Source organism: Pseudomonas sp. 34 E 7 (genome assembly GCF_900005715.1).
Classification (GTDB): Bacteria; Pseudomonadota; Gammaproteobacteria; order Pseudomonadales; family Pseudomonadaceae; genus Aquipseudomonas; species Aquipseudomonas orientalis_A.
Map to the genome: position 1 here is coordinate 1 of NZ_CVTX01000123.1, position 19,795 is coordinate 19,795.

Annotated in this window: 16 protein-coding genes and 2 pseudogenes; 10 read left to right on the plus strand and 8 right to left on the minus strand. The window is 61.8% G+C overall.

The features are described 5' to 3' along the window. The 5 genes and pseudogenes from BFP96_RS10285 to BFP96_RS10300 all read right to left on the minus strand — a co-directional run. The coding region (locus tag BFP96_RS10285; protein ID WP_139113383.1) for an alpha/beta fold hydrolase at positions 1 to 304 on the minus strand (304 nt) is incomplete at its 3' end. A gap of 39 nt (positions 305 to 343) precedes the next feature. Next, complete coding sequence (locus tag BFP96_RS10290; protein ID WP_065883587.1) at positions 344 to 934, minus strand: amino acid synthesis family protein; 591 nt, start codon at positions 932 to 934, stop codon at positions 344 to 346. Positions 935 to 1,182: 248 nt separating this feature from the next. Further along, positions 1,183 to 1,698 (minus strand): annotated as a pseudogene (locus BFP96_RS31765) (methyl-accepting chemotaxis protein); the annotation flags it as partial. Positions 1,699 to 2,043: 345 nt separating this feature from the next. Then, positions 2,044 to 3,126: pseudogene (locus BFP96_RS31770) on the minus strand (cache domain-containing protein); the annotation flags it as partial. A gap of 143 nt (positions 3,127 to 3,269) precedes the next feature. Next, a complete protein-coding gene (locus BFP96_RS10300) occupies positions 3,270 to 4,160 on the minus strand; it encodes a bestrophin family protein (RefSeq protein ID WP_057721971.1) in 891 nt (296 codons plus the stop codon). Between the two features lie 330 nt (positions 4,161 to 4,490). On the opposite strand from BFP96_RS10300, the gene BFP96_RS10305 reads away from it, so the two are divergent. Then, positions 4,491 to 5,342 carry a hypothetical protein gene (locus BFP96_RS10305; protein ID WP_170875999.1) on the plus strand — a complete coding sequence of 284 codons (852 nt, stop codon included), beginning with the start codon at positions 4,491 to 4,493 and terminating at the stop codon, positions 5,340 to 5,342. Between the two features lie 2 nt (positions 5,343 to 5,344). Beyond that, a complete protein-coding gene (locus BFP96_RS10310) occupies positions 5,345 to 6,370 on the plus strand; it encodes a GGDEF domain-containing protein (protein ID WP_065936151.1) in 1,026 nt (341 codons plus the stop codon). Between the two features lie 17 nt (positions 6,371 to 6,387). Here BFP96_RS10310 and BFP96_RS10315 read toward each other — a convergent pair whose 3' ends face one another. Beyond that, positions 6,388 to 6,687: an ArsR/SmtB family transcription factor gene (locus BFP96_RS10315; RefSeq protein ID WP_065883595.1), complete on the minus strand. Its 300-nt coding sequence runs from the start codon at positions 6,685 to 6,687 to the stop codon at positions 6,388 to 6,390. 91 nt (positions 6,688 to 6,778) lie between these two features. Between BFP96_RS10315 and BFP96_RS10320 the strand changes: the two genes are divergently transcribed. Together BFP96_RS10320 and BFP96_RS10325 are read left to right on the plus strand one after the other, a co-directional pair. Beyond that, positions 6,779 to 7,870: an NADH:flavin oxidoreductase/NADH oxidase gene (locus BFP96_RS10320; RefSeq protein WP_065936152.1), complete on the plus strand. Its 1,092-nt coding sequence runs from the start codon at positions 6,779 to 6,781 to the stop codon at positions 7,868 to 7,870. 288 nt (positions 7,871 to 8,158) lie between these two features. Next, positions 8,159 to 10,294: a TonB-dependent siderophore receptor gene (locus tag BFP96_RS10325; RefSeq protein ID WP_065936153.1), complete on the plus strand. Its 2,136-nt coding sequence runs from the start codon at positions 8,159 to 8,161 to the stop codon at positions 10,292 to 10,294. Positions 10,295 to 10,427: 133 nt separating this feature from the next. Here BFP96_RS10325 and BFP96_RS10330 read toward each other — a convergent pair whose 3' ends face one another. Both BFP96_RS10330 and BFP96_RS10335 read right to left on the minus strand, forming a co-directional pair. Beyond that, positions 10,428 to 11,150 carry a FadR/GntR family transcriptional regulator gene (locus tag BFP96_RS10330; RefSeq protein WP_065892027.1) on the minus strand — a complete coding sequence of 241 codons (723 nt, stop codon included), beginning with the start codon at positions 11,148 to 11,150 and terminating at the stop codon, positions 10,428 to 10,430. Positions 11,151 to 11,198: 48 nt separating this feature from the next. Further along, on the minus strand, positions 11,199 to 12,935 hold the full coding sequence (locus BFP96_RS10335; protein ID WP_003173349.1) for an IlvD/Edd family dehydratase: 1,737 nt from the start codon (positions 12,933 to 12,935) through the stop codon (positions 11,199 to 11,201). Positions 12,936 to 13,128: 193 nt separating this feature from the next. Between BFP96_RS10335 and BFP96_RS10340 the strand changes: the two genes are divergently transcribed. The 6 genes from BFP96_RS10340 to BFP96_RS10365 form a co-directional block, all read left to right on the plus strand. Continuing rightward, positions 13,129 to 14,451, plus strand: a complete 1,323-nt coding sequence (locus BFP96_RS10340) for an MFS transporter (RefSeq protein ID WP_065936154.1) — start codon at positions 13,129 to 13,131, stop codon at positions 14,449 to 14,451. A 15-nt stretch (positions 14,452 to 14,466) separates the two neighbouring features. Further along, positions 14,467 to 15,456 (plus strand): AraD1 family protein, encoded by a 990-nt coding sequence (gene araD1, locus BFP96_RS10345; protein ID WP_065892031.1) that lies wholly within the window; start codon positions 14,467 to 14,469, stop codon positions 15,454 to 15,456. 11 nt (positions 15,457 to 15,467) lie between these two features. Further along, positions 15,468 to 17,048 (plus strand): aldehyde dehydrogenase (NADP(+)), encoded by a 1,581-nt coding sequence (locus tag BFP96_RS10350; protein WP_065935321.1) that lies wholly within the window; start codon positions 15,468 to 15,470, stop codon positions 17,046 to 17,048. Between the two features lie 16 nt (positions 17,049 to 17,064). Beyond that, positions 17,065 to 17,928, plus strand: a complete 864-nt coding sequence (locus BFP96_RS10355; RefSeq protein WP_065936155.1) for an SMP-30/gluconolactonase/LRE family protein — start codon at positions 17,065 to 17,067, stop codon at positions 17,926 to 17,928. A gap of 138 nt (positions 17,929 to 18,066) precedes the next feature. Continuing rightward, complete coding sequence (locus BFP96_RS10360) at positions 18,067 to 19,071, plus strand: substrate-binding domain-containing protein (protein WP_065883611.1); 1,005 nt, start codon at positions 18,067 to 18,069, stop codon at positions 19,069 to 19,071. Beyond that, positions 19,068 to 19,795, plus strand: a 728-nt coding sequence (locus BFP96_RS10365; RefSeq protein ID WP_139113375.1) for an ATP-binding cassette domain-containing protein, incomplete at its 3' end; no start/stop codon positions are given. The genes BFP96_RS10360 and BFP96_RS10365, both read left to right, overlap by 4 nt.

The window sequence follows — 19,795 nt, forward strand, 5'->3', positions numbered from 1 at the left end:
GTGCGACCAGGCCGCCCATGGAAAACCCGATCACCGTGGCCTGGGGCACTTGCAGGTGGTCGAGCAGTTCCAGCAACTGGTCCGCATAGCCGAGCAACGGCGTGCCGGCGGCCGGGCGCGGGCTGGCGCCATGGCCGAGCATGTCATAGCTGATCACATGGTATTTCGTGGCCAGGCCAACGACTTGCCCGCCCCACATTTCTTTGTTCAGGCCCACGCCGTGGATCAAAACCACAGGCTGGCCTTGGCCGGTCGCCAGGTAACTGGTGCCGGCCGGGGTGAGTTCAGCGGTGAGCCGAATCATGGAGCGCTCCTGCATGCTTTTTGTCATGGCCGGTGTTGCTTACTGGGCTTGTTCAGCCGCCAGCTCTTCCAGGTCGATGTAACGGTTGCCGATCCGTGGGTGCAGGCGACCGCCATCGGCGCAGCCCAGCACGACGACGATTTCGTCGGCGCGCGGCGCGTCTTCGATCTGCATTTCCAGGGTGATGTAGTGCGAGCGCAGGCCTTCGTCGTCCTTGTGCATCATCGGAATCTGGATCGAGGTGCCCGGGCCGCCGCGCTTGTTGGTGAAGCTCAAGTAGCTCTTGGCCTTGACCGCTTCACGGTAGTGGTTGCCGAAGCGCAGGGTATGGATGATTGCGCTCGCGTGTTCGATCTCGCCATCGGCACCCACCACGGCCGCTTTGCCGTAGGCCTCGATGTTCTCGGCGCCGCCGATGATGGCGACCAGGCGCTCGACCATCAGCGCGCCGAGGTCGGAGCAGTTGGCACGAATTTCCGGCTTCAGGTCTTCGACGAAACCCCGACCCAGCCAGGGGTTTTTCAGCACCACGGCCAGGCCGACCATTTTCACGGGCGTGTCGGAGGCTTTGCCGCCCTCGATAAAGGTCTCTTCTACATAACTGACGATCTTGCGGATTTCGAAACTCATGGGCTGCTCCGTCTAAGTGAGGGTCTGCGTATGATGGTATACCATAATACGAGAAGCGCAATAGCTGTAGGAGCGAGCGTGCTCGCGAAAAACTCACAGGCACCGCGTTCATTCAGGAAGCACGCGTTATCGTTGACGTTTTTCGCGAGCAAGCTCGCTCCTACAGTTGCTCGCTGGCAGTGCTTGAGGGGGGAAGGGGTGCAGCGATCAGGCGGTGAAGGGCTCACCGCCTGCTTTGGGAGAGGACGTCAGAACTTGAAGCGGCCCACCAGACCGTTGAGCTGACCGGAAATGTCGGTCAAACGCCCCGAGCCGGTCTGCGCCGTATGCGCAAACTCTTCAACCAGCTGCGCATCGGCATGGATCTGCGCGATGTGCCGGTTGATCTCTTCGGCCACCTGGTGCTGTTCTTCGGCGGCCGTGGCGATCTGGGTGTTCTGGTCGCGAATCGAGTCCACCGAGCCACGGATCTTTTCGAAGCTGTCGCGGGCTTGCTGGATACGCTCCACGCTGGTGTGCGACACCAGCAAGCTGCCTTGCATCTGTTGGGTGACTTCCTGGGTGCGGCGGGCAAGATTGCCCAGCAGGCTGTCGATCTCGCCGGTGGAGTCGGCGGTGCGTCGAGCCAGGGCGCGGACTTCGTCGGCCACTACCGCGAAACCACGGCCCTGGTCGCCGGCGCGGGCCGCCTCGATCGCGGCGTTGAGCGCCAGCAGGTTGGTCTGTTCGGCAATCGAACGGATGGTGTCGAGGATGGTGTTGATGTTCTGGCTGTCCTGCTCCAGCAACTGCATGGTCTGGGTCGACTTCTGCAAGTCTTCGCTGAGCTTGAGCACGCTGCCGGTGGCTTCGCCGATGTGCTGCTGGCCGTTGTGTACGTCGCGATAGCCTTCGTCGGCACTCACCGCAGCGGCGCTGCAGGAACGGGCCACTTCATTGGCGGTTGCCACCATCTCGTTGAAGGCGGTGCTCACCAGTTCCACCGCTTCGCGTTGGCGACCGGCGGCCTGGTTCATGTTACTGGCCACTTCGCTGGTGTCGGCGGCGGCGGTTTGCAGGTCCGAGGACGCGTTGCCGATGCGTTGCACCAGTTGGGCAATCATGCCCAGGAACTGGTTGAACCAGCCGGCGAGGATGGCGGTTTCGTCCTTGCCTTGCACCTTGAGCTGGCGCGTAAGGTCGCCTTCACCTTCGGCGATTTCCTGCAGGCCATCGGCCACGCCGCTAATCGGGCGCACGATCACGCGGGCGAAACTGGCGCCGACAATGGCGAACACGACGGCCAATACCGCGGCGATGGCCGCGATCAACCAGGTCAGGCGGGTGGCACCGGCCATTACTTCATCGCGCTTGATCAGGCCGATAAAGCGCCAGCCCAGGTCTTTGGAGCTGACCACGTTGGCCATGTAGGCCACGCCGTCGATGTCGACCTGAGTCACGCCGTCGCCGCCCTTGGCCAGTTCGGCGTAGTTGGGGCCCAGGTCGGCCAGGGGCTTGAAGTTGTGCTTGGCATCGCTGGGGTCTACCAGCACGTTGCCGTTGTCTTCCACCAGCATCAAGTAGCCGCTGTCGCCCAGCTTGATGGTGCGTACCAGTTCAGTGAGTTGCTTGAGCGACACGTCCAGGCCGACCACGCCGAGGATATTGCCCGTGGCATCGGCGACGGCGCGCACGGTACCGATCAGCACCACATCGTCCGGCGCCCAGTAGTAGGCACCGGTGCGCACGGTCTTGCCCGGGGCAGCGACGCCGGCCTGGTACCAGGGGCGCACGCGTGGGTCGTAGTTGTTCAGCTTGGTGTCGTCCGGCCAGCTGGCGTAGCCGCCATCGCGCAGGCCCAGGGACAGGTAGGCGGTGCTGGGATGGCTTTTGGCGAACTGGTCGAATATCGCCAGCAGCTCGATATTGGTCGGTGTGAGGGGGATTTTCGCCCCATCCGCGCCGGCGTAGCTTTTCAGGTCCTTGGCCGCAACAACGCGCGGGTCCTTGGCCACGAATTCCACGTTCTGGCTGATGCCGTCGAAAAACTGCTTCATGCCATTGTCGATCTGGCGGATCTCGCGACCGCTGCTGTCGAGAAAGTTGGCAAGGGCGCCTTCGCGCACATTCAACACCACAATAACGGCGACCAGGATGACCGGCACGCACGCGATGGCCGCAAACGCCCATGTCAGCTTCTGCTTGATATTCATGACTTCACCCGCGGGTATTTATAGTTTTGGCAAGGGGGAAACGGTCGCGCTAAGCGTCGCATGCGTTGTTATGGGGCCGAGGCCATGCGTACCCTCGGTTTATCGACCGAGGGCGCCGGCACTTGAGGGGGAAGGGCGGGGACTCAGCCGATTTGATCGCCGGCCAGGGCGTCACGGCGCATGGACTGCAGGTTTTTCTCGATGGTTTCGCAGATGGCTTCCATTTGGATCTGATGTTCGCTGGAGCGAAACGGGCTTTGCAGGTCGGTGCCGATGCGTTCGATCGCCAGCAGCATGAAGCCCACCACCGTAGAGGCCAACGGGGTGAACCAGCCGAGGGATTCCACCAGGCCCACCGGTACGATCAGGCAGAACAGCGAAATGAACAGCCGGGGGAAATACACGTAGGGGTAGGGCAGCGGCGTGTTGGCGATGCGCTCCATGCCGCCCTGGGCATTGGACAGGTCCACCAGGGTCGACTCCAGCCGCGCCAGGCGGATGCTGTCCAGGTGACCGGCCTTGTATTCCCGGGCGAGCAAGGCGGCCGAGCCGGTCAGGATGTCGTTGGCGAAGTTGTTGGTGGCGCCATTGCGCGCGAATTCCTCGTCAGGGATGAACGCGCGCACTTCCTCCGGGCAGGGCTCGCCCTTGAGGTGCGCGGCCAGGCAATTCACATAGGCCACATGACGGCGCAGCAGGGTCGATTTGATCGGGTTCACTTCGCTGTCGGGGTCGTCCAGCAGGGTCAGCACCTGGCGCGCGAAGCTGCGCGAGTTGTTGACCATCGAGCCCCATAAAGTGCGCGCTTCCCACCAGCGGTTGTAGGCGCTGCTGTTACGAAAGCTGATCAGCACCACCAGCGCCGAACCCAGCAAGGTCAGAGGCATCAGCGGCAAGTTGATCTTGGAGTTGAGGAACAGCATGAAATCCACCGTGACGGCGATATCCCACAACAACAGCCAGAACAGGGCCCAGCCCACATAGCCCATGGTCTTGATGATCAGGCGGTATTTCTTGAGAAGGGCAGCTTTCAAACGAGAACCTCGCGCGTGCGTTTGGCGACAATGCCAGGTTACGACGCCGCAGGCGGATGAAGGTTCGCCCAACGAGACCTGGTTGGATGTTTTAGCGCGACGCCAGGGTGGATGTAACAGGAAGTGTCTTCGAACTGCCGATGGCAGGGGGCACCGGGGAAACTGGAACAACTTTGGTACTGATGACGTCTTGCGCAGCAATCGCTGTACATTGCGTTCGAGGCAAAAAGCCATTAACCGCAGGGTTTACCACGTGATTTGTTTTGGGGCCGGGCTGCAGGGATTTCGTAGCTGAGATCAGGAATCAAGTTGGATGATCAGGGCTCTTTCATGCATGTCAGTTCGTTGAAGTCGGCTATGTGGAGTACCGCGCAAGCAATCGAACGTCATAAGGATTTTGAATCGTGCTTGAGAGCGCATTACCACGTGCTGCTCGTGCCCTATTCCAGACGACCGTTTTTCTATAAGAGTGCACTTAAATACAGTCGTCTGATGGTGTCGTTTGCGTTATTGAGTGAGTACTTCGCCACACCGTTACCGTTGTTGTCCGAAGTTAAAACCCTGTGCGTGACGCGCAGGTATTGTTCAAAAAACAGCCTGGAATCAATGTTTCTGTTATTACGGGCGCTGGGCTTTATGGAGGTGGCGCCGCACCCGGAAGACAGTCGTTTCCGAGTGTATGCGCCCTCGGATGAAGCCTGCCGTGAAGCACGCTTGATGTTGAACTCGCTTACCGAGTCGTTGGCGCGGCTGTACCCTGACCGGGCGATATTCCGGAAAATGCGCGAGCTGGATGATCGCGGCTTCCTGGCCCTCTACTTCAGGGGCTTTGCCATCATTCTCGACGCCGACCTGACGGTCGATGTATTGCTGCCCGAGTGTTACTGGCTGGTGAAAAGAGACGCCGGGCACCTGTTGATGCTGGCCATTTATAACGACGCCTTTGCGCCGGAAAATGATCGGGCAACGTTCAGGTCATCGTCTTATCTTGCCTTGGCCAAGCAACTTTCGGTGTCCAAGACCCACATTATCCGAATGGTTCAGGAGGGCGTTGAAAAGGGCTATTTCAAAGCGCACTCCAAGACCCGCCTGGAAGTGCTGCCACCCTTCGTCAGCCTGGTAAAGCGGTTCATGGCCTTTTCATTTGCGGTGGGCCTGCATGCTATTGAAATGGGAGCGTAAGGATGCCGGCTCACTTGAAGTTAAGACCCAGGATGCGCAGGTTGTTGTCGCCTGCGGTCACGCAAGCCGAATGGATAGGCATCATTGCCTGGACAGGTATCGGTTGGATGCAGGCAACGCTGTTGGACCTGTATATGTTGAGTGTCACCCTTGCCCTGTTGCTTGTTTGCCGTGTTCATTCGCTGACGACTAATTTTCTACTGTGGCGCTTTCTGGGGGTGACCTACATCGTGCTGTTGTCAGTGGGGTTTGCCTATGTGATTCACTTGAATCCGCAATTGCGTATCTATGGCTTGCCTTTGGCGGTCACCCTGGTGGTCGGCAGCGCCATCCTGTTTATCAGCGTTCAGGACTATCTGGTCGGCGCGCTGTCGGTGTGGCTCATCCTGTGGTCGCCCATGCAGGCCGAGCTGTATGCCGCAACCCAAGGCTATCTGTTGATATTTTGCGCCTCGTCGGTGTCGATCGGTTTTATCCTCAGTTACTCGTACCTGAAGAACCTGCGTTCGGTGTTGCTGGTGGAAAGTGAGTTTCGCGCCTTGGCCGAGACCGATTACCTGACGTCTATCCTCAACCGGCGCGCGTTCATGCAGAGCTTCGAAAAGCTGCTCGACAGCGGCCACGGTGGCTATTTCATCATGCTCGATATCGACAGTTTCAAGGCGATGAACGACCGGTATGGCCACGACGTTGGGGACAAGATTCTGCGCGCCATGGCGCTCTGCCTGAAAAACGCCAAAGGCAGCTACAGCTTTGGAAGGATCGGCGGGGAAGAGTTCGGCGTGCTGTTGCAGGGCGATGACCCGGCGTTTGCCTGCGAGTTTGTGCTGGATTTGCTGCAGGCGATCCGTTGCAGCGTCGCGGCCCCGCACAACTATACGTGCAGTGCCGGCATGGCGCGCTTTACGTCAGGTGACGAACTGTCGATGGTACTCAAGATCGCCGACAAGAACCTGTATGGCGCCAAGCGCAATGGCAAGGACTGTGTGCATCTCGATGGCGCGCCGCTGCGGCCCGTCGCGGCCTGAAGCGCAGCCGGCGTGATTCAGCGCTGGGCCAGTACGCTGGCCAGCAACCCGGGGAAACGCTCCTCGAGTTCATCACGGCGCAATGAGTTCATGTGGGTGGTGCCCACATTGCGCGTGTTCACCAGGCCGGCGTCGCGCAATACCCTGAAGTGGTGGGACACGCTGGATTTGGGTCGCCCTCCGTCCAGTTCACCACAGGTGGCTTCGGGCACGTCGGCCAGGCAGCGCACGATTTCCAGGCGCACGGGGTCGCTGAGGGCGTAAAGCAGACGCTCCAGCGTGAGTTCTTGCAGGGTAGGGTGTTTGAATGCGCGCATGGAGCGAATCATAACAGGGGGGTAGCACTGAACACCATAGTTCGATTAACATCGAACTATCGAATCAACTACCTTTCCCTCGGAGTATCTGATGTCCGCATTATTCGAACCGTTCAAACTCAAAGACGTTACCCTGCGCAATCGCATCGCCATCCCACCGATGTGCCAATACAGGGCCGACGACGGCATGGTCAATGACTGGCACCACGTGCACCTGGCCAGCATGGCCCGCGGCGGTGCCGGCCTGCTGGTGGTCGAGGCCACCGCCGTCTCGCCTGAGGGGCGTATCACCCCAGGCTGCGCCGGTATCTGGAGCGATGCCCATGCCCAGGCATTCGTGCCCATGGTCAAGGCCATCAAGGCGGCGGGCTCCGTACCGGGTATCCAGATCGCCCACGCCGGTCGCAAAGCCAGCGCCAACCGTCCATGGGAAGGCGACGACCACATCCCTGCGTCCGATGCCCGTAGCTGGGAAACCATCGCCCCTTCGGCGATTGCGTTCGGCGAGAACCTGCCCAAGGTGCCGCGTGCCATGACCCTGGACGATATCGCCCGGGTCCGGCAGGATTTCGTCGACGCCGCCCGTCGCGCCCGTGATGCCGGTTTTGAGTGGATCGAACTGCACTTCGCCCATGGCTACCTGGGCCAGAGCTTTTTTTCCGAACACACCAACCAGCGCACCGACGCCTACGGTGGCAGCTTCGACAACCGCAGCCGCTTCCTCCTGGAAACCCTGGCCGCCGTGCGCGAAGTCTGGCCGGAAAACCTGCCGCTTACCGCACGCTTCGGTGTGATCGAATACGACGGTCGCGATGAGCAGACCCTCACCGAGTCCATCGAATTGGCGCGCCGTTTCAAGGCCGGTGGTCTGGACCTGCTGAGCGTCAGCGTCGGGTTCACCATTCCCGACACCAACATCCCTTGGGGCCCGGCCTTCCTGGGCCCGATCGCCGAGCGTGTGCGCCGCGAAGCGGGTATTCCGGTGACGTCGGCGTGGGGCTTTGGTACGCCGCAACTGGCCGAAGGCGCGCTGCAGGCCGGGCAACTTGACCTGGTGTCGGTGGGCCGTGCGCACCTGGCGGATCCGCATTGGGCGTACTTTGCGGCCAAGGAACTGGGCGTGGATAACGCCTCCTGGACCCTGCCGGCGCCTTATGCGCACTGGTTGGAGCGCTATCGCTGAGGCCAGTAAAAAGCGTTTTTGCGCATATCTAAATGTGGGAGGGGGCTTGCCCCCGGTAGCAGTGGCTCAGTCTCAATATTTTTGACTGATACACCGCCATCGGGGGCAAGCCCCCTCCCACATTTGTTTTTCATCCATCAGACAATCCGCGCCACTTCGTACAAAGCTGATACACGAAAAATAACAAATGAGAACGGATATCAAACGAGAATGCATTGATATATGATGCGCGGCGAATTCTTGGCAGGTTTGCCGCCCCATCTGGCTCATTCACTAGGTTCAACATCCATGCGTCGTACCCTGATTTCCATCTGTGTGCTGCAGGCGTTTTCCCCGTTCAGTTGGGCAGATAGTGCCCCCACCGAAAAAACCAGCCTTGAGTTGCAGGCGACCACTGTGACCGGCACGGCGGATTTCGAGACGGCTCAAGGACCGGTCAAGGGCTACCACGCCACACGTTCAGCCAGTGCGACGCGTACCGATACATCCATCCATGAAACACCGCAGTCCATCACCGTGGTCTCCAAAGACGTGGTCGAGGACATCGGTGCGACCCGTCTGCAAGATGCGCTCGATTACGCGGGCGGGGTGGGCCGGGCGAATAACTTCGGCGGCCAGGGCCTCACCAATTTCACCGTGCGCGGTTTTACCACGGCAGAGTTCTATCGCAACGGTTTCCCCGTGAACCGCGGCTACCCGGCCATGCCCGACGCCAACACGATCGAACGTCTTGAAGTGTTGCGTGGCCCGGCGACCATGCTCTACGGCCGGGGCGATCCCGGCGGCACCTTCAACGTGGTGTCCAAGCAGCCGTTGGCCGAGCGCACGGTCACACTGGGCAGCCAACTGGATGATCAAGGCATGAAGCGCGGCACCCTGGATGCGTCCGGCCCGCTGGATGAAGAAGGCCGCCTGGCCTATCGCCTGAATGTGGTGGGCGAGGGCGGCGATACGTTCCGCGACCATGTCTCCACCGAACGCTACGGCGTGGCCCCGGTGCTGACCTGGCAAGCGACCGATGAGACCAAGGTGATCTTCGAAGGCGACTTCATACGCAACAACCACCCGCTGGATCGCGGCCTGACCCGCTTTGCCAACCAGCGCGGCACGCCGTCGCGCGACACCTTCTGGGGTGAAAAGTACGCCGGTGACCTGCACAACGATAACAACACGGCCCAGTTGCGCTTCGAGCATCTGCTCAACGACAACTGGACCCTGGGCGGTGGGTTCCAGTGGCTGGACGGCACGATGAAGGGCGATGGCGTGGAGGCCAATAACGCGAGCAGCCTCGGCGCTGACGGCCGCACCCTGCAGCGCAACTTCAACTACCGCAAGCTGGAATGGACCGACAAGGATTATCAGCTCAACCTGACCGGGCATTTCTCCACCGGTGGCCTCGACCACACCTTGCTCACAGGCATCGAATACGAAGATTACGATTACAAGTCGATCATCCAGCGTTCCAGCGCTGCAGCGGGGACTTTTCCAATCGATATCTTCAACCCGGTCTATGGCCAGCCACGTCCGGCGCTGACCCGCACGCCGACCCACGATAAAGAAAACCTCAAGACCTATGCGGTCTTCGTCCAGGACCAGGTGGCGCTGACCGAGCGTTTGAAAGTCCTCGCCGGCGCACGCCTTGAGCGCTTCGAGCACCAGTACGAATCCTACGTGTCGGGCGTCAAACCCTGGAACGCAGCCGACAACGCCGTCACCCCGCGCGTCGGCGTGATGTATGACCTCACCGACACCGTCGCGCTCTACGCCGACGCCGCCCGCTCCTTCAAGCCGAACACCGGTGCCAGCCGTCAAGGTGGCGGGTTCGAGCCGGAGAAAGGCAAGTCCTATGAGATGGGCGTGAAATGGGAAGCGCTGGATAAACAGCTGAGCGTCGACGCGGCGATCTACCAGATCGAAAAGAAGAACGTCCAGGGTGTCGACCCGCTCAACGCCGATTTCAAGGTCGCGACCGGCGAGGTGCGCAGCCGTGGTTTCGACCTGAACGTGGCCGGCAACCTGACGCCTGAATGGCGGATGATCGGCGGCTATGCCTATGTGGATGCCGCCGTTACCAAGGACACGACGGTGCGTACCGGAACGCGTCAGGCCAACATCCCGCGCAACAGTTTCAGCCTGCTCAACGTGTACGAGTTCCAGGATGGCGCACTCAAGGGCCTGGGCCTTGGCGCCGGTGGCAAATACGTGGCTGATCGTGCCGGGCAGACCGCCAACTCCACCTTCACCATGGACGCTTACACGGTGGTCGACCTGCTCGGTTACTACAAGGTCAACGAGAACGTGCGGCTCAACCTGGATGTGAAGAACCTGTTCAACCGTGAATACGAAGAGGGCTCGTTCCTGAACTTCTACGCCTACCCGGGCGAGCCGCGCACCGTGCAGGTGGGCATCGCCTACACCCTCTGACGCTGTACACAGTCCAAATGTGGGAGGGGGCTTGCCCCCGATGCGGTATGTCAGCCAGCTCTGTTGTCGCTGACCCACCGCCATCGGGGGCAAGCCCCCTCCCACATTTGATTCCATTTATTCCCTGGACGCGTTACAGCGGCGTCAACACATTCATCACCGTATCCAGCGCCACGCGGGTGTCATCCAACTGCACCAGCGAGGCATGCCGTGCGCCCAGCGCGTCACGGTTTTTTATCGCGGTCAGAATCGCCTTGTGCCGGGGCAGGCTCAACCCCTGGATATCCGGGCGGCGGTTGGTGATGTTGATCGATTCACGCAACGGCAGCGACAGCATGTTGCACATATAGGCGAGCAGGTCGTTGCGCGTGGCGTCGGCAATCGCACGGTGAAAATCCAGGTCGGCCTGCAACAGTTCTTCGTGGGTCTTGGCGGTTTCCATGCCCTGGTAGGCGTGTTCGATGATGGCGATGTCTTCATCGGTGGCGGTGGTCGCGGCCATGGCGGCGATTTCCGGTTCGAGAATGCGCCGCACCCCGGCCAGGGTATTGAAAAATTCACTGTGGGGCGTGGACTGCATCAACCAGGACAGCACGTCCGGGTCGAGCAGGTGCCATTTCAAGCGTGGCCGCACCACCGCGCCCACGCGCGGCTTGGAATACACCAGGCCCTTGGCGCTGAGCACCCGCGTCGCCTCGCGGAGCACCGAACGGCTGACCTTGTATTCCTCGCAGAGCGTGGCCTCCATGGGCAGACGTTCTTCGGGCTTGAAGCGGCCGGAAACGATGTGCATGCCCAGGTCCTGAACGATCTGGGCATGCTGGCTCTTGCGCGGCTTGGGCGGCTGGTGATCCATAACGACGGGCAGGCTCTGACTTAGATTCGCGGCATCATAGCATCCCAATTAGTGGGAATGCCGTGGGACTTCAGCCCCTCGGCAACCCACCAGGAAGTCGAAGTCGCAGCCCTGGTCAGCCTGCAGCACATGGTCGATGTACAGCTGGCGATAGCCGCCGACGATGAGTTTTTCAGGTGGCGCCAGGTCGGCCATGCGCGCTGCCAGCTCTGCGTCGGGGATGTCCAGGTGCAGGCGGCCGTTGGCGCAGTCGAGCTCAATCCAGTCGCCTTCCTTCACCGCAGCCAACGGCCCGCCGGCCGCCGCTTCCGGCGCCACGTGCAACACCACCGTGCCGTACGCCGTGCCGCTCATGCGCGCATCGGAAATGCGCACCATGTCGGTCACGCCCTGGGCCAGCAACTTGGCCGGCAGGCCCATGTTGCCCACTTCAGCCATGCCCGGGTAACCCTTGGGCCCGCAGTTTTTCATGACCAGGATCGAGTTGGCGTCCACGTCCAGCTCCGGGTCGTTGATGCGTGCCTTGTACATGTCGAAGTTTTCGAACACCACCGCGCGGCCACGGTGCTGCATCAGCTCGGCACTGGCGGCCGATGGCTTGAGCACCGCACCGAGTGGCGCCAGGTTGCCGCGCAGTACGCAAATGCCGCCGTCGGCGCGGATCGGGTTGTCGAGGGTGCGGATCACCTCATCCTGGCCGTAGATCGGCGAGTCCTTGGTGTTTTCGCCCAACGACTTGCCGTTGACGGTCAAGGCATTCGGGTGCGGGATCAGGTTGGCTTCACCGAGACGGCGCAACACGGCGGGCAGGCCACCGGCGTAGTAGAACTCCTCCATCAGGAAGCGCCCCGACGGCTGCAAATCGACAATGGTCGGCATGCCACGGCCGATGCGCGTCCAGTCATCCAGGTCGAGCTCGACGCCGATGCGCCCGGCGATGGCTTTGAGGTGAATCACCGCGTTGGTCGAGCCGCCGATGGCCGCGTTGACGCGAATCGCGTTTTCAAACGCTTCTTTGGTGAGAATCTTCGACAGTTTCAAATCTTCGCGCACCATCTCCACCGCGCGCATGCCGGACATATGCGCCAGCACATAACGCCGCGCATCCACCGCCGGAATCGCCGCGTTGTGCGGCAGGGAGGTGCCCAGCGCTTCGGCCATGCAGGCCATGGTCGACGCGGTGCCCATGGTGTTGCAGGTACCCGCCGAGCGCGACATGCCGCCTTCGGCCGCAAGGAAATCATCCAGGGTGATGGTGCCGGCCTTGACCTGTTCGCTGAGCTGCCACACCACCGTGCCCGAGCCGATGTCCTGGCCCTTGTGTTTGCCGTTGAGCATCGGCCCGCCGGTGACGACGATGGCCGGCACATCACAACTGGCGGCGCCCATCAGCAGCGCCGGAGTGGTTTTGTCGCAGCCGGTCAGCAGCACCACGCCATCGATCGGGTTGCCGCGAATCGCTTCTTCCACATCCATGCTCGCCAGGTTACGCGTGAGCATGGCGGTAGGGCGCAGGTTCGATTCGCCGTTGGAGAACACCGGAAATTCCACCGGAAAGCCACCGGCTTCGATCACGCCGCGTTTGACGTGCTCGGCGATCTGGCGGAAATGCGCGTTGCACGGGGTCAGCTCCGACCAGGTGTTGCAGATGCCGATGATCGGCTTGCCATGGAACTGATGGTCGGCAATGCCCTGGTTCTTCATCCAGCTGCGGTACATGAAGCCGTTCTTGTCGGCAGTACCAAACCACTGGGCGGAGCGTAGGCCGGGCTTTTTATCAGACATGATCGATTCTCTTATTGTATGACTATATGTTCTAACCGTAGCTAAACATAAGCGCAAAAACCAAGCTTTGGAAGAGTTGTTTTGTAAATAGTCCTACTATATAGTCTTTCTCAACTGAGGTATGACCCTGGCGGATTTTCGCGAGAGGCGTCCCCCGAGCTTCTATAAAAACAACAATCGGAGATCGACCCCCATGAGCCAGGAACTGCGGCTTATTCGGCGCATCACGCTGAAACTGATTCCCTTCCTGATCCTGCTGTACCTGATTGCCTATGTGGACCGCTCCGCCGTTGGCTTCGCCAAGCTGCACATGGGCGCCGACGTCGGCATCGGCGATGCGGCCTATGGCCTGGGCGCCGGGTTGTTCTTCATTGGCTACTTCCTGTTCGAGATTCCCAGCAACCTGATGCTCGACCGCTTCGGCGCGCGGCGCTGGTTTGCGCGCATCATGATCACCTGGGGCACCATCACCATCGGCATGGCCTTTGTGCAGGGGCCGCACAGCTTCTACGTGATGCGCTTTCTGCTCGGCGCGGCCGAGGCGGGGTTCTTCCCGGGCGTGCTGTACTACATCACCCAATGGTTCCCGGTGCGCCATCGCGGCAAGATCCTCGGGCTGTTCATTCTGTCCCAACCCATCGCCATGATGATCACCGGCCCGGTGTCGGGCGGCCTGCTGGGCATGGATGGCCTGCTCGGCCTGCACGGCTGGCAGTGGCTGTTTATCGTGATCGGCACCCCGGCGATCCTGCTGACCTGGCCAGTGCTGCGCTACCTGCCGGACGGCCCCAAGCAGGTCAAGTGGATGAGCGAGGAAGAAAAGGCCTGGCTCACGGGTGAGTTGAACAAAGACCTGCAAGCCTACGGCCAGACCCGTCACGGCAACCCGTTGCATGCGTTGAAAGACAAGCGCGTGTTGCTGCTGGCGCTGTTCTACCTGCCGGTGACCCTGAGCATCTACGGCCTTGGCCTGTGGCTGCCGACCTTGATCAAACAGTTCGGCGGCAGTGACCTCACCACCGGCTTCATCTCCGCCGTGCCTTACCTCTTCGGCATCATCGGTCTGCTGATCATCCCGCGCAGTTCCGACCGCCTGAATGACCGTTACGGCCACCTCGCCGTGCTCTATGTACTGGGCGCCATCGGCCTGTTTTCAAGCGCCTGGCTGAGTGCGCCCGTGCTGCAGATGGCGGCGCTGTGCCTGGCCGCATTCGCCATGTTTTCCTGCACCGCGGTGTTCTGGACCTTGCCGGGGCGGTTCTTCGCCGGCGCCAGTGCGGCGGCGGGTATTGCGTTGATCAACTCGGTGGGCAACCTCGGCGGGTACATCGGCCCGTTCGTGATCGGTGCGCTCAAGGAATACACCGGCAACCTGGCTTCGGGCCTGTACTTCCTGTCGGCGGTGATGGTGTTCGGGCTGGTCTTGACCGGCGTGGTCTACCGTGTGCTGGAGCGCAAGCATGTGCTGCCCGTCGACCAATTCGCCGCCAGCGCCCGTGGCGCCACACGACCTTAATCTGGGAGAAAATTCATGCGTTTAGTTCAGTTCGAGTCAAGCAACGGCGAACGCCGCGTCGGCGTCGTCGAGGGCAGCCAACTGCGTGAGGTGCGCAGCGCGTGCAGCGTGCGCGAGTTGGCCCTGGCCGCCATCGAAGCGGGCGTGGGCCTGGAACAACAGGTGAACAGCCTCGGCCTGGGCGACAGCCACGACTATGCAAGCCTGCTGGCCGACCTGAAGGTCCTGCCGCCGCTGGATCATCCGGACCCTGCACACATGCTCATCAGCGGCACCGGCCTGACCCACCTGGGCAGCGCTTCGGCGCGGGACAAGATGCACCAGGCGGGCGACGAGACCGCCTTGACCGACACCATGCGCATCTTCAAATGGGGCGTGGAGGGCGGCAAGCCGGCGGCCGGCCAGGCGGGCGTGCAACCGGAGTGGTTCTACAAGGGCGACGGCAGCACCGTCGTGCGCCCGGGCGCTGCCTTCCCGGTACCACCGTTTGCCGAAGATGCCGGTGAAGAGCCGGAAATCGGCGGCCTCTACGTGATCGGCCCTGACAGCAAGCCCTATCGTGTGGGCTTTGCGGTGGGCAACGAATTCTCCGACCACATCATGGAACGCAAGAACTACCTGTACCTGGCCCATTCCAAACTGCGCAGTTGCAGCTATGGCCCGGAAGTGCGTGTCGGCGAGTTGCCCCAGCACCTGGCGGGCACCAGCCGTATCCTGCGCAACGGCGAGGAAATCTGGCGGAACGAATTCCTCAGCGGCGAGGCCAATATGTGCCACAGCCTGGAAAACCTCGAGTACCACCACTTCAAATACCGCCAGTTCCTCAAGCCCGGCGATGTGCATATTCACTTCTTCGGCACCGCCACACTGTCATTCGCCGACGGTATACGTACCCAGGCCGGCGATGTGTTCGAGATCAGCCAGGCTGAGTTCGGCGCGCCGCTGGTCAACAGCGTCGGCAGCAGCGACGCGGTATTCGAACCCGGCAATGTCATCACCCTTTAAAGGAGAGCCCCATGACCCAGTTCCTCGGCCACAACTACATCGGCGGCCAGCGCAGCGCCAACGGCAGCGTCAAGCTGCAAAGCGTCGACGCGACCACAGGCCAGGCCTTGCCCCAGGACTTCTATCAGGCCACCCCGGAGGAAGTCGACGCCGCCGCCAGGGCCGCCGCCCAGGCGTATCCAGCCTACCGCGCCTTGAGTGCGGCGCGGCGCGCGCAGTTCCTGGATGCGATCGCCGACGAACTGGATGCCCTGAGCGATAACTTCGTTGAGTTGGTGTGCCGCGAAACCGCCTTGCCGGCTGCGCGTATCAAGGGCGAGCGTGGGCGCACCAGCGGCCAGATGCGCCTGTTCGCCAACGTGTTGCGCCGTGGTGATTTCTACGGTGCGCGCATCGACAAGGCACTGCCGGATCGCCAGCCGCTGCCGCGTCCGGACCTGCGCCAATACCGCATCGGCCTCGGCCCGGTCGCCGTGTTCGGCGCCAGCAACTTCCCCCTGGCATTTTCCACGGCCGGTGGCGATACCGCGGCGGCGTTGGCGGCAGGCTGCCCGGTGGTGTTCAAGGCCCACAGCGGCCATATGGCGACGGCTGAACAGGTCGCCGATGCGATCATTCGCGCCGCGCAAGCGACCGAGATGCCCGCCGGTGTATTCAACATGATTTTCGGTGGCGGCGTCGGCGAAGCGCTGGTCAAGCATCCGGCGATCCAGGCCGTGGGCTTTACCGGCTCGCTCAAGGGCGGCCGTGCCCTGTGCGACATGGCCGCAGCCCGCCCGCAGCCGATCCCGGTATTTGCCGAGATGTCGAGCATCAACCCGGTGATTGTATTGCCCCAGGCCCTCAAGGCACGGGCCGAAAGCGTGGCCCGCGACCTGACCGCTTCGGTGGTGCAAGGCTGCGGTCAGTTCTGCACCAACCCAGGCCTGGTGATCGGCATCGCTTCGCCCGAATTCAGCGCATTCACCCAACAAGTGGCGCAGCTGATCGGCGAGCAACCGGCGCAGACCATGCTCAACGCCGGCACCCTGGGCAGCTACGGCAAGGGCCTGGAAAAACTCCTGTCCCACCCTGGCATTGAACACCTGGCCGGCAACGCGCAATCGGGCAACCAGGCGCAGCCGCAACTGTTCAAAGCCGATGTACGCCTGTTGATCGACGGCGACGAAGTGCTGCAGGAAGAAGTCTTCGGCCCCACCACGGTGTTCGTCGAGGTCGCCGACCAGGCCCAGCTCAGCACCGCCTTGCACGGCCTGCACGGGCAGTTGACGGCCACGATCATTGGCGAGCCGGCCGACCTGCAACAGTTCGCCGAACTGACGCCGCTGCTGGAGCAGAAAGTCGGGCGCATCCTGCTCAACGGATACCCCACCGGCGTGGAAGTCTGCGATTCGATGGTGCACGGCGGGCCGTACCCGGCCACCTCGGATGCCCGTGGCACCTCGGTCGGCACCTTGGCCATCGATCGTTTCCTGCGCCCGGTGTGCTTCCAGAACTACCCTGACAGCTTGCTGCCCGACGCGCTGAAGAACGCCAATCCGCTGCGTATCCAGCGGCTGGTGGATGGCGCGCCGTCTCGCGAATCGCTGTAAGTCACCCGGAGGCTTCATGACATTGAGCGCAGTCACCTCACACCGTGCCCGGTTGGGCGAAGGGCCGTTCTGGGATGTGCGGTCCCAGGCCCTTTATTGGGTGGATATCGCCGCCCGGCAGGCGCTGCGCCTGATGGGCGGGCAGTTGCGGGTCTGGCAATTACCCGAGCACGTCTCGGCGTTCATTCCCTGTGAAAGCGGCGATGCACTGGTGACCCTGAGCAGCGGTGTGTACCGGCTGGACTTGAACACCGAAGCCTTGACCCTGCTGTGCGTGGCCGACCCGCAAGCGGGCAACCGTGGCAATGAAGCGCGCTGCGATGCACAGGGCCGACTGTGGCTGGGCACCATGCAGAACAATATCGGCGAGCAGGGTGAAGACCTGCCGATCACGCGACGCTCCGGCGGGCTGTTTCGCATCGATGCCGATGCGACGGTCACGCCGTTGCTCAGCGGGCTGGGCATTCCCAATACCTTGCTGTGGAACGAGGAGGGTAGCCAGGTGCACTTTGGCGACAGCCTGGATGGCACGCTCTATCAGCATTCGATCCACGCCGATGGCCAGCTGGCACCCGCACAGGTGTGGTTCGGCCCGCACGAACGCGGCGGGCCGGACGGCTCGGCCATGGACACTGAAGGCTATATCTGGAATGCGCGCTGGGACGGCAGTTGCCTGCTGCGCCTGGCGCCTGACGGTGAGGTGGACCGCATCATCGAACTGCCGGTCAGCCGTCCCACCAGTTGCGTGTTCGGTGGAGCGGATCTCACCACCCTGTATATCACCAGCGCCGCGAGCCCCTTGGGTCACCCCCTGGACGGTGCAGTGCTGGCCCTGGAAGTTGATGTCCCTGGAAAACCTTGCACTCGCTTTGCCGGATAAACCCTGTAGGCGCGAGCTTGCTCGCGAAAAACGTCAACGATAACGCGTTCATCCTGGATGAACGCGGTGCTCTCAGGTTTTTCGCGAGCAAGCTCGCTCCTACACAAAAACACAAAACAACAACAAGGAGTCACCCGTATGAATCGTCGTCGTGGTTTGCGTTCCCTGTGCTGCGCCGCTGTGGCGGTCTCGGCCATGAGCTTGAGCGGGCTGTTGCTGGCCGCTGAAGAAGTGAAGATCGGCTTCCTGGTCAAACAGGCCGAAGAACCCTGGTTCCAGACCGAATGGGCCTTTGCCGAAAAAGCCGGCAAGGAACACGGTTTCACCGTGATCAAGATCGCCGTGCCGGATGGCGAGAAAACCCTGTCGGCCATCGACAGCCTGGCCGCCAACGGCGCCAAGGGCTTTGTGATCTGCCCGCCGGATGTGTCCCTCGGCCCGGCAATTGTCGCCAAGGCTAAGGTCAACGGCCTCAAAGTGATGGCCGTGGACGACCGCTTTGTCGATGCCAAGGGCAACTTCATGGAAGACGTGCCGTACCTGGGCATGGCCGCGTTTGAAGTGGGCCAGAAACAGGGCGCCGCCATGGCCGCCGAAGCGAAAAAACGCGGCTGGGACTGGAAGGACACCTACGCGGTGATCAACACCTTCAACGAACTCGACACCGGCAAGAAACGCACCGACGGCTCGATCAAATCTCTGGAAGAAGCCGGCATTCCCAAGGACCATATCCTCACCGCCGCGCTTAAAACCCTCGACGTGCCCGGCAGCATGGACGCCACCAACTCGGCCCTGGTCAAGCTGCCCAGCGGCGCGAAAAACCTGATCATCGGCGGCATGAACGACAACACCGTGCTCGGTGGCGTACGTGCCACTGAAAGCGCCGGCTTCAAGGCCGCCAACGTGATCGGCATCGGCATCAATGGCACCGACGCCATCGGCGAATTGAAGAAAGCCGACAGCGGCTTCTTCGGCTCGATGCTGCCAAGCCCGCATATCGAGGGCTACAACACCGCGCTGGCGATGTACGAGTGGGTCACCACCGGTAAAGAGCCCGCCAAATACACCGCCATGGACGAAGTGACCCTGATCACCCGCGCCAATTTCCAGGAAGAACTGACCAAGATCGGGCTGTGGAAATGACCGCTGCGGCCCTGCGTTTTGACGGTATCGGCAAAACCTTCCCTGGGGTCAAGGCGCTCGATGGCATCAGCTTCACCGCGCACCCGGGGCAAGTGCACGCCCTGATGGGCGAGAACGGTGCGGGTAAATCGACGCTGCTGAAGATCCTCGGCGGCGCCTATATTCCCAGCAGCGGCACGGTGCAGATCGGCGAGCAGACCATGGCCTTCAAGAACGCCGCCGACAGCATTGCCAGCGGCGTGGCGGTGATCCATCAGGAGCTGCACCTGGTGCCGGAAATGACCGTGGCCGAGAACCTGTTCCTCGGGCATTTGCCGTCGCGTTTTGGCGTGGTCAACCGCGGCGTGCTGCGCCAGCAGGCGCTGGCGTGCCTCAAGGGCCTGGCCGATGAAATCGATCCCCAGGAAAAGCTCGGGCGCCTGTCCCTGGGCCAGCGCCAACTGGTGGAAATCGCCAAGGCGCTGTCCCGCGGCGCCCATGTGATTGCCTTCGATGAACCGACCAGCAGCCTGTCCGCCCGCGAAATTGATCGCTTGATGGCAATCATCACGCACCTGCGCGATGAGGGCAAAGTGGTGCTCTATGTCTCCCACCGCATGGAAGAAGTGTTCCGTATCTGCACTGCGGTCACGGTGTTCAAGGACGGGCGCTTCGTGCGCACCTTCGAGGACATGAGCGCGCTGAGCCACGATCAGTTGGTGACCTGCATGGTCGGCCGCGATAT

Bases quoted from the DNA above. Each gene is read 5' to 3' on its own strand.
- BFP96_RS10290 (WP_065883587.1), bottom strand. From the start codon at position 934: ATGAGTTTCGAAATCCGCAAGATCGTCAGTTATGTAGAAGAGACCTTT.
- BFP96_RS10305 (WP_170875999.1), top strand. From the start codon at position 4,491: ATGCATGTCAGTTCGTTGAAGTCGGCTATGTGGAGTACCGCGCAAGCA.
- BFP96_RS10310 (WP_065936151.1), top strand. From the start codon at position 5,345: ATGCCGGCTCACTTGAAGTTAAGACCCAGGATGCGCAGGTTGTTGTCG.
- BFP96_RS10315 (WP_065883595.1), bottom strand. From the start codon at position 6,687: ATGCGCGCATTCAAACACCCTACCCTGCAAGAACTCACGCTGGAGCGT.
- BFP96_RS10320 (WP_065936152.1), top strand. From the start codon at position 6,779: ATGTCCGCATTATTCGAACCGTTCAAACTCAAAGACGTTACCCTGCGC.
- BFP96_RS10325 (WP_065936153.1), top strand. From the start codon at position 8,159: ATGCGTCGTACCCTGATTTCCATCTGTGTGCTGCAGGCGTTTTCCCCG.
- BFP96_RS10330 (WP_065892027.1), bottom strand. From the start codon at position 11,150: ATGGATCACCAGCCGCCCAAGCCGCGCAAGAGCCAGCATGCCCAGATC.
- BFP96_RS10335 (WP_003173349.1), bottom strand. From the start codon at position 12,935: ATGTCTGATAAAAAGCCCGGCCTACGCTCCGCCCAGTGGTTTGGTACT.
- BFP96_RS10340 (WP_065936154.1), top strand. From the start codon at position 13,129: ATGAGCCAGGAACTGCGGCTTATTCGGCGCATCACGCTGAAACTGATT.
- araD1 (WP_065892031.1), top strand. From the start codon at position 14,467: ATGCGTTTAGTTCAGTTCGAGTCAAGCAACGGCGAACGCCGCGTCGGC.
- BFP96_RS10350 (WP_065935321.1), top strand. From the start codon at position 15,468: ATGACCCAGTTCCTCGGCCACAACTACATCGGCGGCCAGCGCAGCGCC.
- BFP96_RS10355 (WP_065936155.1), top strand. From the start codon at position 17,065: ATGACATTGAGCGCAGTCACCTCACACCGTGCCCGGTTGGGCGAAGGG.
- BFP96_RS10360 (WP_065883611.1), top strand. From the start codon at position 18,067: ATGAATCGTCGTCGTGGTTTGCGTTCCCTGTGCTGCGCCGCTGTGGCG.